The sequence below is a fragment of the Paenibacillus thailandensis genome (assembly GCF_042685365.1).
Taxonomy (GTDB): domain Bacteria; phylum Bacillota; class Bacilli; order Paenibacillales; family Paenibacillaceae; genus Paenibacillus_AP; species Paenibacillus_AP thailandensis.
Genome location: NZ_JBHUMY010000007.1, coordinates 124,117 through 139,438 on the forward strand (window position 1 = coordinate 124,117; position 15,322 = coordinate 139,438).

At 52.1% G+C, this 15,322-nt stretch carries 6 protein-coding genes; 3 read left to right on the forward strand and 3 right to left on the reverse strand.

Features of this window, described 5'->3' with window-relative positions; all coding sequences use genetic code 11:
• The first annotated feature begins 319 nt into the window (after nucleotides 1-319).
• From ACFSW5_RS08335 to ACFSW5_RS08345, 3 genes are all read left to right on the forward strand, one after another.
• The gene (locus tag ACFSW5_RS08335; RefSeq protein ID WP_379271355.1) at nucleotides 320-1,726 is read left to right on the forward strand and encodes an efflux RND transporter periplasmic adaptor subunit; all 1,407 of its coding nucleotides are present in this window, start codon (nucleotides 320-322) and stop codon (nucleotides 1,724-1,726) included.
• Nucleotides 1,719-4,829, forward strand: a complete 3,111-nt coding sequence (locus ACFSW5_RS08340; RefSeq protein WP_379271358.1) for an efflux RND transporter permease subunit — start codon at nucleotides 1,719-1,721, stop codon at nucleotides 4,827-4,829. The genes ACFSW5_RS08335 and ACFSW5_RS08340 overlap by 8 nt, the downstream gene beginning before the upstream one ends.
• A gap of 116 nt (nucleotides 4,830-4,945) precedes the next feature.
• A complete protein-coding gene (locus ACFSW5_RS08345) occupies nucleotides 4,946-5,839 on the forward strand; it encodes a TetR/AcrR family transcriptional regulator (protein ID WP_379271360.1) in 894 nt (297 codons plus the stop codon).
• A gap of 62 nt (nucleotides 5,840-5,901) precedes the next feature.
• On the opposite strand, the gene ACFSW5_RS08350 is transcribed toward ACFSW5_RS08345, so the two are convergent.
• The 3 genes from ACFSW5_RS08350 to wsfD all read right to left on the reverse strand — a co-directional run bounded on the left by ACFSW5_RS08350 (nucleotide 5,902) and on the right by wsfD (nucleotide 15,321).
• A complete protein-coding gene (locus tag ACFSW5_RS08350; protein ID WP_379271362.1) occupies nucleotides 5,902-12,339 on the reverse strand; it encodes a hypothetical protein in 6,438 nt (2,145 codons plus the stop codon).
• Complete coding sequence (locus ACFSW5_RS08355; protein ID WP_379271364.1) at nucleotides 12,327-13,550, reverse strand: S-layer homology domain-containing protein; 1,224 nt, start codon at nucleotides 13,548-13,550, stop codon at nucleotides 12,327-12,329. The genes ACFSW5_RS08350 and ACFSW5_RS08355 overlap by 13 nt, the downstream gene beginning before the upstream one ends.
• A gap of 313 nt (nucleotides 13,551-13,863) precedes the next feature.
• Nucleotides 13,864-15,321: a glycan biosynthesis hexose transferase WsfD gene (gene wsfD / locus ACFSW5_RS08360; RefSeq protein ID WP_379271366.1), complete on the reverse strand. Its 1,458-nt coding sequence runs from the start codon at nucleotides 15,319-15,321 to the stop codon at nucleotides 13,864-13,866.
• Nucleotide 15,322: the final 1 nt, after the last annotated feature.

Sequence of the window (15,322 nt, forward strand, 5' to 3'; positions counted from 1 at the left end):
CAATCCCGCCTATCGTTCGCAATCTTGCAGACGGGTCGGTTCATAGGCTCGAAGATTCGCAGGCTCATGCTTGCGAAACTCTCAACCTGTCGAATCGAAGTTCTTTTCATCTTGAAATTTAACAGGAACGTCCGGCCGCCGCAAGTGCTCCCAAACCCGTTGACAACCGATTTACCGCTTTTTTATACTGTAAAAGTACTGATTGGTTCATTTTTTGAACGATTTGGTTTTCCGTATACAGAAAGGAGCAGAGAGAATGATTCACCGTACCAAGCAGAAACGATCTTCTAGTTCTTGTCCAAGGACGGACGGTATCGCGTTGAACGAAAACTGTAGCGGGAATCCGGGAACAACGCACCGTTCCAAAACGACCGCGATCGCGGCTTGTGCCGTTGCGCTTGCTCTAATCGCTTCGGCCTGCTCGTCGGGGAGCGGCAAGGAAGCGGCAAGCGAAGCCGCTGCGGGCCGCACCGTACATACCGAACAAGTGAAGGCGGAGCAGCTCGTCTCCTCCTCCTCTTTGGCGGGCACGCTGGAAGCCTATGAAGAAACGGTCGTGTCGTTCGAAGCGGACGGGCGCGTCTTGTCCGTCGCGGTCAAAGAAGGCGACTCCGTCAAAGCCGGCGACGTGCTGGCTCAGCTGAACGCGGCCGATTACGAATTGCAGCTTAGCCGCGCCGAAGCGGCCGTGCAGCAAGCCGAAGCCGCCCTGCAGTCGGCGAACGCCGGCCTCAATACGGCCGAGGCGCAAGTGGCGAGCGCCGAAGCGAACTTGCGGCAGGTGAACGACGGCGCAAGAAAGCAAGAGCTTGAACAGGCGGAGAATGCCGTCGAGGTGGCCAGAAGCGCCTATACGAAAGCAAAAACCGACGCCGAGCGGACGGCTGCGTTGTATGAAGAGGGGCTCGTCACGCTAAGCGACAAAGAAAACGCGGAGCTGTCGCTCACCAATGCGGAGAAGCAGCTTGCCAACGCGGAAGCGCAGCTCTCGCTCGTGCAGGAGGGCGCGACCGATGCGCAGAAGGCCGCAGCCGAAGCCGGCGTCGAGCAAGCGAAAGCCGGCGTGGCGACGGCGCTCGCCTCCCAGGCGCAAGCGAAGGCGGCGCAGCAGGAAGCGCTGGCTGCGCGCGAGCAAGCGCAGCTGATGCTCTCGCGAACGAAGCTTACCGCGCCGAAGGCGGGCGTCGTGCTGGAGCGGATGGTTGACGAAGGCGAGCTGACCGGCGGCGGCCAGCCCGCGATCCGGCTTGGCCGAATCGACCGGCTGAAGACGCTGCTGTCGGTGCCCGACAGCGAAATTGCCGATTGGAAGGTCGGGCAAAACGTTACGGTCGAGCTGTACGGCGAAACGAGAACCGGCACCGTCGCCAATATTTACCCGACGGCTAGCGCAGGCACCGGCTCCGTCCGCGTCGAGGTCGCGATCGAGAACAAGAAGCTCGACTGGGCGCCCGGCCAAGTCGTTAAAGCGTCGCGCAGCGGCGAAGCCAAAAAAGGCATCACCGTCCCCGCCGGAGCGGTCATCAGCAACGGCGACAAGCCGTACGTCTTCAAAGCGGTGGACGGCAAAGCGGTCAAAACGGACGTCGAAATCGGCGAGCTGTACGGCAACCGCCTGTTGATCGCGAGCGGGCTGAACGAAGGCGACGTCATCGTGACGAGCGGCGCCAGCCTGCTGCTGGACGGAGATCCGATCGATACGGCGGAGGAAGCGGGCAATGATTGAATATATTATTAAAAAACGCAAAATCACGCTATTATGCTTCGCCATCGCCATAGCGGCCGGCATATTCAGCTTCCTGCAGCTTCCGCGCCAGGAAATGCCCGATATTATCGTCAAGCAAGCGATTGTCACGACGGTATACCCGGGAGCATCGCCCGAGAAGGTCGAGCAAACCGTCACGAAGGTGCTGGAGCAGCGGATTAAAGAGATTCAGGATATTAAAACGATCACTTCGACCTCGATGAACAACGTCTCTTCCATCTTGATCCAGACCGAAGACGACGCCGACGCCAAAGAGAAGTGGGATGAGCTCCGCAAGAAGGTGCAGGACGCGCAGGCAGACCTGCCGTCCGGGGCCAATCAGCCCGAGATTAACGACAACTTGACCAAGGCGTTCATCAAGACCGTTGCGATCTATGCGGAGACGCAGGACGAAATCAACTCCCTGCACGGGCAAATGCTCGACTGGAAAGATCAGCTGCGGACCGTCGACGGCGTGTCCGACGTCACGATTCAAGGCATACCGGAGCAAGAGGTCCGCATCGATCTCGACATGCAGAAGCTCAACCAATACGGCATCCCTTGGGGGCTGGTCGTACAGGCCGTGCAAGGAGAGAACGAACGGGTTCCGACCGGCAGCGTCGAATATAACGAGCGAACATACCAATTGACGGTCCCGGAGGCGCAAGACGCCGAAGCGTTAAACCGCGTCCTTATAACGCGAACGCAAGAAGGGGTTCCCGTCTACTTGAGCGATGTCGGCAAAGCGCAGCTCGTATTCGAGAAAGCCGATTACCGGATCTATTACAACGGCAAGCCGGCTCTTACCGTGACGCTGAACGCCGAAGCCGGCAGCGACGCGTCGACGATGGACCGGAACGTAAACGCCAAGCTGGAGCAGCTGGCGAAGGATTTGCCGGAGTACGCGCATATGGACACCTCTTTCGCGCAAAAAGATCTGGTCGACGAGCACTTCACCGACCTGCTGCACGAAATGCTGATCGCGATACTTGCCGTTATCCTCATTTGTACGTTAGGCTTGAACTTGATCACGTCCAGCTTCGTGGCGCTGGCCATTCCGATCTCCATCGCGCTTGGCCTGATCTTTATGCCGCTGTTCGGCATTTCGCTCAACCAGATTTCGATTGTCGGCCTGATCATCGTGCTTGGCATTCTCGTTGACGACGCCGTCGTCGTCAACGACAACATCGAGCGCAGGCTGACGTCGCTTGGCGAAAGCCCGGCGGACGCCTCGCTCAGAGGGACCAAGGAAGTCGCCCTGTCGATCCTGACCGCGACGATGGCCACCGTCATCGCCTTCGTGCCGCTTCTGTTCCTTCAAGGCGACGTCGGCGCCTTCATCAAGCCGGTGCCTAGCATCATTACCGTCACGATGCTGGCCTCCATGGTCATGTCGCTGACGATTATCCCGATTTTCCGGGAATGGTACGAGAAGCGCCGCGGCGCGCGGCGCGGCGGGCCGCCTAAGCCTTCCGGCCTGCTGGGCAAGCAAATCCAGGCTTTAACCGACGTCTATTCGGGCAAATGGATTCCGAAGGTGCTGAAGAAGCCGCTGCTGACCGCCATGGCCGGCCTGATGCTAAGCACGGCGGCATACGTACTCGTTTTCTTTACCGACATCGAGTTGTTTCCCGACTCGGAGCGGCCGGAAGCGACCATTAACGTCACGATGCCGGTCGGCACCTCATTCGACGAGACGCACAAAGTCATTTTGGATATGGCGGCGTGGGTCGAAGCCCAACCGGAGACGAAGCAGGTCGCATATGCGGCCGGCGGCGGCGCGCCCAAGCTGTTCAGCGACATTACGTCCGGCCCCGCCCCCGAGGATATCACTTTCGGGCAGCTGACCGTTCTCGGGGTCAAAGGTAAATTCGACCGCGAACGAACGGTAGCCGAATGGCGCGAAGCGCTTCAAAAGGCCCACCCGGAGGCTTCGATTCAAATCAGCGTGCCGCGGCTTGGCATTCCGGTCGGGAAGCCGATATCGATCCGGCTTGCGGGCGAGGATATCGATCAGCTGCAGCAATTGGCCGGGCAAGTGAAGCAAGCGGTCGCCGAAACGGAAGGCACGCTGGACATTCAGGACGACGTAGGCATCGAACAATATACGTTAAGCTTTGAAATCAACAAGCAGGCGATGGATCAGTATTCGGTTACCTCCAATGCGCTTACCCAGTCGCTGCTGTTGATGGGAGAAGGCGTTACGGTCGGCGATTTCGATACCGGCAAAGAGCTGATCGACGTGAACGTGTACATGAACGGCAAAAATTCCGACCCCGAGCTGCTGTTCCAGCAGTTGACGGTGACGAACGCAGCCGGACAGCAAATTCCGCTGTCCCAGCTGGCGGAGATGAAACCCGGCTTCGGGATTCAAAAAATCAAACATTACAATCTGGAACGGACGATTACGGTGGAAGCCGACGTGGAAGGGCGAACCGCCACGGAAGCGATGCAGGACATTAACGCGAAGCTGGCGCAGCTTGATGTGCCGGAAGGCTACTCGGTAGAATCCGGGGGAGAAACGTCGGAGCAAGCCGATATTTTCGCAAGCTTGGGCAAGTTGTACGCCATCGTCATCTGCCTTATTTTCCTGCTGATCTCGATGCAATTCTATTCGTTCTCGACGCCGTTCATCATTATGACGACGATCTATCTGGCCGCGGCGGGCGGCATAATCGGCATCTTCCTGACCGGCATGCCGATCGGCTTCATGAGCATTATGGGCATTATCTCGCTGGCCGGAATCGTCGTCCGGAACGGCATCGTCTTGATCGAATTTATCGAGGACGCCCGCCGGGAAGGCGTGGAGCTGAAGGAAGCGGTCATTCACGCCACGGCGGCAAGGTTCCGGCCGATCGTGCTGACGTCGCTCACCGCGCTTGTCGGCATGATTCCGATTGCGACGATTGGAGATATTTTGTTCCGGCCGATGGCGATGACCATCATATTCGGATTGCTGTTCTCCACCGTCTTGACCTTGTTCGTCGTCCCTTCGCTGTACATGGCGGTCGCGAACTATAAGCTGAAACGGAAAGCGGGGCATTCGAACGTGCCGGCGAATCCCAATCGTCCGGTATCGATGTAATCCCCCTCCGTTTACGGCGCAAACTATCTATGGGAACAACGGATCGGATGGCCCCGGCCATCCGTTCTTCCTTGCAAGCCGTCTGACGGCTACTTCGGATTAAGGAGCTTTGCCCGATGGACCATAAGAAACAAGAAATCATTCGAAACGCCAACCGCCTGTTCTCGGCGAAGGGCTATGCCAATACCTCGGTCGAGGAAATCGCGAAGGAATGCGGCATGTCCAAAGTTTCGCTATACAAAATTTTCGGCAGCAAGGAGGAACTGCTCCTTGAATCGATGCTGCAATTTTCGCAGCGGATCGAACAAGGGCTGATTATGCTGGCCGAGCAGCCTTCGCTCCCGCCGAAAGAGAGGCTGCACCGGTGCGCCCAGATTTATCTCGAAACGATATGCGATAACAACGTTCATCTCTTGATGCTCTCCTACTCGGATGCCGTTTCTTTCGGGGACAGCAAAATCAAGGAAGTCAGATTCATGATCGAAAACAACTTCAACATCTGGCTTACCGAATGCCTCATCTACGTTTACGGAGAACAAATCGAACCGTTTGCGCTCGATGTAACGTTTATCGTCCGCAGCGTCGTGTCGCAATATGTGCGGATGATCGGCCCGCGAATGTCGGCATTAAGCGCCGTCGATTCCAATCTGTTTATCGCGTTTATCGAATCGATTATCGATATTTGCGTTTGCGGCATTACGGAACGGCGGGACGAATACGTGCCGCTCTGGAAGCTATCGGATTTCATCGTCCACGGCGGCGACATCAGCCCGGTCATGAAGCTGACCAAAATCAACAAAGTGATACAGGACATGGACCAAATGATCGGCGAATCCGAATTGCCGGAAGAGGAGAAACACGATTATTATCAGATTTTGCTCCAGTTTAAAAAGGAAGTACCCGGCACGCGAGCCGGTTCCGGCTTGCTGAAGGCTTATCTATTATATTTGGAGCAGGTTCCGCAGCTTCAAAGCCATTGCCGGCAGCTTCGCTCCCTTTACGATTTGTAGTAGACACGCGAGAAAACCCGGGACCGCTCTTTCATGAAAGAGCGGTCCCGGGTTTTGTTCGTTTAATGCAAGCGATGCACGCCGAGGAGCTCATCCGTCGTGCCGGAGATGTTAATCGTCACGACCGTTTCCTTGCGTACCCCGTTGTTGTAATAAGCCGTAAAAATAAAGTCGTACGGCCCTTCTTTCAATTCGCTGAAGGATTCGTCCCACAATTCGCCTTCCCATGTCGTCGATCCCGGCGCCGACGGCTCCAGCTCCGTTTCGTACTCGCTCATCCGGACCTCCACCCGTTCGGCGGCTGTATCCGTTCCGGTGAGCGTCGTGTCCGCTTCCAATACAAACTTCTCGCCCGCCCAGAACGTGGACGCGGACCGCGGCGACGATTCATCGCCGCTTTCCTTTACGTTGTAATCTTTCCGATGCCGCTCCCACAGCTCCGTATGTTTGACAACTCCGGCTACCGCAAGCGGGAGGACGGTAATCGTTTTTTCGATCTCGTCCGTCGCAAGCCTGTCGGAGACGGAAAGCTTCATTTTCCAGGCCCCCGCTTCCTCCATCCTGACCGACGGTCCGTCTGACAGATATGGGGAGGCAAGCGAATAAGAAAATGTTTGGACCGCTCCGCTCGGACTCGTCAGCTTGTATATAGCGGTGAGCAAGTCGCCGTCCGGATCGCCGGCTTTGGTGACGAATTGAACCGTATCGCCTTCGTAAACCGGCTTCGGAGTCCAATCGAAATCCGCTGTCGGCGGACGGTTCGTAGTGAAATAAATATATTCGTAAAGTCCTTCGTTGCCGGCCACGTCGTAGTCCGTCACCATCAAGCGGTATCGGCCGCCGCTTTCAAGACCGTTGACGGTGTACGAAGTCGCACCCTTCGGAAGCTCAACGCTGTATTCCGCGGTGCCGTTGCCGTTCAGATCGATATTCGTTATCGACCCGTCCGCATTCACCTTTTGCATATAAAGGCCCCTCGAAGCATGGCCGGAAGACGGCGCCGGGTCTGTAAACGGATTGAACGTAACGGTCACCGAAGTCGGCTTGATATCGAGCTTTTCCTCCGTATCCCGCGGCTTCACGCTGTCGACAAAGAAGTAACCGTTCTCCGAATAGCCGCCCCATATCATGCCGTCATTTGCTCTCGCGCGCCAAATATGCAGCCCTTCCCGCAGCGGCGCCGGCGTGTACGCCGTCGATCCGGTCGCAGTATTCGTATCGATGTCTTGCTCGCCTGTTGAGTAGAACACTTCATAATCGATATACTTTGGCGTTTGGTTTTCTCCATCCGTTACTTGAACCTTTAAGATTGGCGTCTTGCTGTTCGTGTAGATCGGATGATCCCAATCCGGGCCATTCATCGTAAGCAGCTTCGTAGCCGGAGGCGTATTGAGTACAAAATAGGTAATATTGCTATCATCCGACCAAACGCCCTTCGAGAAGACGCGGCCCTGTACGCGAACCTTGCGGCCAAGCTCGACCGTCCCTTCCTCCAGAATGAATGAAGTGTCATTCCCCGGATAAGTCACTTCCATAATCCTCTCGCCTGTATCGACGTAAGTAAACTTTAGATAAAATTGCTCTTGCGGGTCATTCTCCGCATCGTAATACGTCCATTTAATCGTCGGATCGGCGATATAAACCGAAGGAGCTGACTGCGAACCGTTTGGAACGGTAATGGTCATAACCGGTTTCGTTTGGTTCACTGGCGGCAGCGCATTCTTGTACACGCGCGTCTCGGCCCAATACGACCAAGCGCCATGTAAGTCCCGGACTTGTTCCTGAATGATCAGCTCCACGCCCGGCCGATTGTAGAGCAGCCGTTTTCCGTTTGTCCAATCCGATTGATCTGCCCAGCGGTAACGGAATTTCCGTTTGGCCAGATAATCCGGTACGTCCGGATCGTACGAAGCATCGTAAGTATCATAATCAAGTGCTTCGCCTTCCGCATAAACAATTCCAGTAAATTGCACATCCGGCTTTGCGATTGGACGGCGGTGGACGTACAGCTCCTTCGTCACCGGTTCGGACCACATGCGATAAGCTTCCATGCCAGGATTATCTTGCGCTTGATACGTAATGTTGTATAATCCCGGTTTTTCTAAGCGGGATAGCGGATCGCTATACGTTTGGTCATCATATTGGCTAGTGCCTTCTGGATTCGCAAAGTAATTCGGATCGTGATTGTATGTCCATTTCTCCGCGTATTTTGGATCGGATTCGATATCCGAGAAAATAGCGTCATACTTTATTTGTTCATTGACGAGTACCGTTTGCGCCGTTTCTTCGATGTAGGTATCGCCGTAATTCGTCAGCACGACATTAGAGAATCGGGCTTTCGTTTGCCCGATTGCCATTAAGCCAAGGGAGCCTTTCGTAAAGGTGCTGTCGTAGGCTTCCAGCTTTTTTAGATTGTTTACATATACGCGAATTGTTCCATTGATGGCTTCCAGCTTAAAGGCGTACGTCGTGCCTGCAAGCCGATCTAGCGGTGTGGAGCGCAGCGCCGTCTTCGCGCCTCCGGAGACCTTATACAGCGTTAACGTCGTGTCGGTCCATTCGACGGTGTACATGTTTTTCTCGTCGCGGATTTGAACAGCCGCGCCGATTGGCTGCTTATTCATTGTGCTGTCATCGATCCGCACGTTGAACGAAATAGCACCATTGGTCATGACCGTGTTCGGATCGAACCACAAGCCGCCCCAATTGTCGTTAATGATTTCCACCGTATCATCGTCAACGGGTTTCGGATAATCCCCTCGCTGGCCTGCTGGCACATAAGGCACCACCATGTTCCATGCAAAAATATAAATCGATCCGTCCGGCAGAATGCTGGACGCGTCTCCTTGATAATAGTCAAACCCCCAAACCGGCGGTGCAGTTTCCTGCGTATATCCTCTTACATTGGCATATGGATTGGTGTAGCTTTTGACGAGCGAGCTGCCATCAAAAATTTGCACGAAAGTCCTTAATTCACCGGAAGTTGAGTCATAAGCAGATCGCGGTGTAACTTGCCGTCCGCTGCTATCAGCAAACACTTTGCCAAGCAAATCCTGAAAATTTGGCACATGGTAGCTAGAATCATTATAGTCCGTAATCAAGTTACCGTTCCGGTCGAATAGATTTACAGAACGAACGTTTCCATTCGGTAGAACGATAGGGTTAATGACTTGATCCACCATATAATCATCCCAAGGATCAGAGCCTTCAGTTTCCCCTAGAGTTTGGGTTTTAACGGTCATACCATCCGACATACGAATGACATATAGATAATGATATCGTCCATTTCGGGTCAGACCCATGGTGCTGACATAGAGCAACTGGCCATCATCAGAAACAACCGGATAGGACGCACCATCAGCGTTACTTAACGATACATCCTGTTTTAGTCCGTTCGGTGTTATCCAGACGACTGAGCTTGAACTGTTATAAATATTGTCCTGGTCTTCGCGTCTGTATGAGATGTATAGAGTTCCGTCTGTACCCTCGGTGATCTTCACATTTTGGAATGAGAAGTCGCTTGTATCAACCGGACTATTAGAAAGTGGAACTTCCCATAAAACAGACTTGGTTGCTAAATTATATCGTATTTGGTATAGTGCATAATCCCCCTTATATTCATACTGTAGGGTTAGATTAAGAATCGTATTATCGTTTGTAAACTTATAGCCTCGCATAAGTGTTTCTATAGACGTAACGTTTGAGGCAATCGCTGATCCATAGGGGATCACGAACGTATCGATAAGCTGCCCAGTATTGTTATAAACGGAATAGGTGAGCTTACGTGCTGCCTTATCTTCAACGGGTACATAAAATTGTTCCTTTGCATCAATCATTCGAACGCTACCCGGAATCATAAAGGTCCGCAAAATATTACCGGTTATCGAATTCCGTTCGTTTACCGTTGTGCTTGAATCCGATCGAGCATAGGTGTATATGCGATTAACGCCAAAAATTTGCTGATGGATCGTTTCGGAAGCATCTGCTTTCCACGGCTGCGCCGCATAAAGATCATCGGCCAAGTCGAACGCCGAACGCGAGTTCGGTCCCAATCCGGTATTCGGATAGTCGACATTAAAATCCGGATATTGCGCGTTCTTGGTGCTTAAATACGTATCGTCCGTTTTCCATGCGATTTTCTTTGCGTCACCGCCCGTATACGGCGTTTTGAGCTGCCAAGAGCGGAAGATCGAGGCTGGCGACAACGCGACTGTTGGCGGCAAGCTGTTTTCGCCCGGCTGTGTCGTTAAACCGTAAGCATCGAAGTCGACTTCCGGCGCATAGTTTAGAATCTCTATTCCAACGGAATCGGACCACTCGGATACTAGGCCGTAATCTTCTTTCACCTGAGCACGGTACTCCCGGCTGCCGACCGTGGTATAGGTAACGGAAAGCGTCGATTTATATTCGCCGGTGTAAATATTAACCCATTCTTCCTCCTCAAAATTGCCGTCGTCATCATCATCGTAACGCTCTTGAACGATAAGCTGCACAAGCTGGTCGCCGTCCGGACTGGCTCCGGTTACGAAAACGGTCTGTTCGCTGTTCCGGTATGCAAACTCCGGAGCAGCCAACTGTACGGTCGGCGCCTGATCGGGAACAACCTCCATCTGCAGCGTTCCCCAATCGCTGACGCGGCCGGTTGTGTCGTAAACTTTGCCCTCAATGCTGTACCATCCCAGCTCTTCCGGCGCTTTGCTCGGCCAGCCTGTCGTATAATCGGTGTCATCGGCTTTTTTGTATCGGTATTCCGATCTCGAGAAGTCAATCGACTCGCCGTATGATTCAAGCGGCGTATACGAGTTGTTCAGATGGTGAGGAGACGAAAATTCCCGGCCTTGAACTACTCGGGTTGGCCCTGTTACGACTGCTACAGGTTTCGGATCAACAACCTCTAGGACAGCCGAGGCCGTATCTTCGTCGCCTTCGTCATTCCATACGCGCAAAGTCGCCCGATAGACTCCTGGTTCGTCAAACTGTACATTTTTAAACTGCCTTTTGTCGTCATCGGGTATGACTTCGGACAAGTTTTCGGAGAAGGTCCATTCATAATTATCATAATTTTCTGAATAGTTTTCTAGTGAAGACGTATAACCGGCGACAATCCAATCCGGCACAAAGGCGATATCCGCAATAACCGGCGGGATCGGTTCAGGCGTTGGTTCCGGCTTCGGCTCCGGCGTGGCTCCCGGATCTGGGGTAGGGGTAGGCGTTGCAACTCCCGGTCGCACGACCGTGGTTGTACACTCTATCGCTTGTTCGGCTGTCGTGCCGTCTGTAAAGTAGACCCTTGCCCGCATGACCCACGTTTCCGTGTATGTATCCGCTGTAGCCATTTTGTCTTTGCTGATCTTAAAATTGAAGGTCGTACTGATACTACTTTGGCCTGTACCATAGCTTGTTTTCGTCGTAAGCTGGCTGCCGTCGCCGGCACGGCCGTAGATGGTCCAATTCTTGACGGTACGGGATAGATTGCCTCTTACTGTCGCGGACAAAGTGCTTGTTACTTGAATATCTGTCCCATTAAACTCTGCCGTAGAAGGATTAGCTTGGCAATCGCAAGTCACATAAGGTTCGTCCGTTGGAGGAATTAGTTCAAGGGTAAGGACGATTTTGGCTTCATATAAGTAGGTTTTTGCTGACCAGTTTGTTCTTGTCGATACATTATATTTGAACACAGTCCCGTAATTTGAACCGTATGATTCAGGTTGGTAACCAGTATTTTCATAGCTCATATTTACATAAGCTGTAAGATCGGCTTCATTATTTTGTACACTAAAATCGACTTTTACGTAATCGGAATTACTCGGTGTTGCTTCATCAATTTTTACTGAATTAGATTTTAATTGTGAAAGTGTAATGGCGTTGGTTTCATTTTTGTAATAGTATTTCGTCGGCCCACTAAATCCATCACTTATCATAACTCCCCAGCCGTTAGAATCTTTAATGTCACTTGGCAAGGTTCTTCCGTTAATATCTGTTGTCAACTTTCCTGGACATACAGCAATGCCTCCAGACCAACATTCATCACCTATCGGGGGGGAGATCGTATAAACGATTCCGGTTTTGCCTGATGTGATCTGCCATTGTTTACCGTTGTGCGTTCTAACGACACCAAAGTACATTTCAGATGTATACCCGATATTTTTTACTTCGACTTCAACTCCGTTAAATGATGGAATAGAAATGACATTATTGTAAATGCTTCCTCCATACTGTCCCTGGTTGACGTCTTTTAGTCCGCCGTTCCCATCAGAAGCCTTTTTTATGATTTCATAAGTTTTTACTTGGTAGCCGTCCGGTATATATGAGCTGACATTCTTAACGACCGATTTAGTTGAGGATGAACTAAATCGCTCAGATAAGGCATTATCTATTGTTACTGTTCTTGTGGTACTCTCAGCAGCATATGAGAAAGGCGTAAGCGGAAATATGCTTACGCCTATCATCATAATGAGCAAACTTGCAATAAAGTGCTTATATTTATTTATTTTATCCATTGTCGATCTTTCACCTCAGTTAAGTAGAATTGAGTCGTTTTATCCATTTGTTTGGCGTACTTTTCGAGATGAATAGGCAATGCTCCATAAGTTTGAATTTGGGATTGGATAAAGTCTTTATCTACGAAAGAATAATAAAAATCGTATCCTGATGCACCGACTTTGTTTAATCGGAAAGTAGCATTGTTTTGATATAGACCTTTTTTATCAGTTAGTGAGTTATCATATACGTACTTTCTTGGGATATAAAAACCAGCAGAAGGGCCTTCATTTAACATATAAAAAGAGCTTCTAATATATTTTGCCTTTGTGCTATCAGCGACCTTACTTACTCCTTTTAATTTATAAGCGAAGAGATAGCCATCATTTGCAGAAACTTTTTTACCCGAAAGCTCCCAATTATTTACTTGATTTGTATATTCGCTGTAGTAACCAGTTGAATCGCCGGGATCAAGTATAATCAGCTGCTCGATAACCACATCATAGGTAGAGTCGATATTCTTTGTATAAGGCAGCGGAACCAAGTCATTCTGATTGAACATCGTAATCATGTTATGGCGATGCCAAGCGATCTCGGCCGCCGAGGAAGCGCCTTTGTCAACCGGCAGCGTCCCGCCGTTTTGCAGTTGAAGCAGACGAGTGATAAGCACCGCCGCTTGGGCGCGTGTCGTTGTGCCGGCGGTGTCGATCGTGTCCGCGTTGGTACCGGTGCGCCCCAGCAATCCTGCATTCACAGCTCTAAACATGAGCTCCGCGGCTGTCATGAATTTCCCTCTGTACTCCGCTTTTGCCCCGCGGATCGCAAGCTTCGCCATTTCATTACGTGTAACTGACTTATTGATGTCGCCCGTGTAATCGTTCGCCATATAGATTTTCGCATCCATAAGCGCTTGTTTATATGGCAAATACCATGCGCCGCTTGTCGCCGTATTCACTTTCAAATCAAACGTAAGAGCCATCACCTTCAGCAGCTCCGCCCGCGTAATCGGATTGTTCGGTTTAAACGTTCCGTCCGGATAACCGCTAAGGATGCCCGCTTGAACGGCTGTTTCAACCGAGCTTTTCGCCCATGCCGGAATCGTATCTTTGAACGTTGCTTTCTCCGATGCGGCTTGCACAGGACTCGACGGTATCCCTCCGCCCGCCGCCAACAGGAAACTTACCGTCAATGCCCCCGCAACCAAGTTCCGCAACCGCAATCCTTTTTTCATATCAGCCAACCCCTTTGTCTATCGTTAAAGTAAAAAAGCACGCAAAAAACCCTTAAGGATTTCAGCGTGCTTCGCTTCGCCACATAATTATTACCATATTAATCTACAAAATGAAAATCTGTCAACCAAATTTCGACAGATTCATAGTCTGCCAGACCTCTAATTTTCCAAAATATCGTTGTCGGGCAGGAAATAGGAACTAGAGAACATATGCCGACAAAAAGCTCGCGGCAACGGAAGCCGCAGCTGATTAACGAGTTTTCGCCTCGATGCTTGAAAATAGCTTAACTCAGCCACGGCTTACGCCCGTTCCCTATCGCCGCACAACCTTCACCGCTTTGGCCGCGATATACACGACCGTTGCCGCCGCCATCATGTCGAAGCAAACGTTAAACAGAAACAAATGCTTGCCGAGGTCGGCTTCCCCGTCTCCGACAAGCGGAACGGCAAACGCACAGAGCCCGATCAGCCCGATCGCCGCAAAAAGCTCGATAAACAGCCTTCCCCGCCGCTCCCGGCTCCGGACATACTCTGCCGCCAGCACCGCGAAATACGCCAAATAAAAGAGCGACAAAAACAGGAGATTGCTCGGCAGCACCGTCCGCTTGAACTCGCTCCAGCCGCTATATTTCATGGACAACGCGCCGTACGGCTTGCCCTCGGTTTTGTCGAAATTGCCCAGATAATAGGGCCGGATCATCATGCCGTTTTTGGCGCCCTGCTCCATTTTCTGAACGAACCTGCCGGGATGCTTCAAGTAATAGAGCACGACGTCCTTATGGCTCATTCGGTCGAGATACGCCGCAATCTCCGGATCGTTCTGCTTGATCGGCGCGTCCTTCTGAAAATAGTTCGTGCCCGCATTGACGATAAATTTGGCCGGTAAGCCAAGCTCCTCCAAATCCCGCTCCGGATGCGGCGAATCCTTCAAGATGCCGAAAAAGATCGACTGATACAGATTAATATGCTTAAACCCTTGCGGGGCAGCCGCGTACATTACGACCGACGCCAGCAGCAGCGCCGCCACGCCGCACCACGCGCCCCTTCGCCATTTCCGGTCGCTGCGGACAAGACCTAACCGCAAACCGAGCAGCATGATGAGCAGCCCGATCGGCGCATTTTGCAGCTTCGTGCAAGCCACGAACGCCCCCGCCGCGAAGAAAAGAACAAGAAGCCAACCGGACGGCTTGTCCGAACGGACAATAGCCGCAGCCGCGCCAAACGTCATCAGCATGAAAATAAGCGTGACAGGCTCCCCGAAAAAGGAGTTGAAATAAGCGATGTAACCGACGTCCAAGAATATGAAGGCCAGCACCGCGAACAGTACGGCATTCACGAAAGCCGACTGCTGCTTGTAATGCTTGACGATCAAATACAGCGCCGCCAAAAAAAGAAGCGAATAAATCGCGGACAATACGCGAATATCGAATACGCTGCTGTCGATCAGCCTTCCGATGCCGCCCGCAAGCAGCACGAGAAGAACCTGAAGGGAAACGTATCGGCCAAGCTGAAAGGGCCCGTAGCCATACTCCGTATGCGCATAGCCGAAATAACGGTCCCGGTAGCTTTCCTTCGGGTCCAAATAACCGATGCCGGCGCCGGACATCAGGCGCACGAAATCCCCGTTGTCCGCCACGCCGATAACGGGCGGCAGCATAAGCGTAACGAACAGCACGACAAAGGCCGCCGCAACGAATAACCATTCCATTCGAGTCGGCTTACGAAGCTTATTCGTTATTCGCCGATTGTTCGTATTTTTCATCCTGCTCATT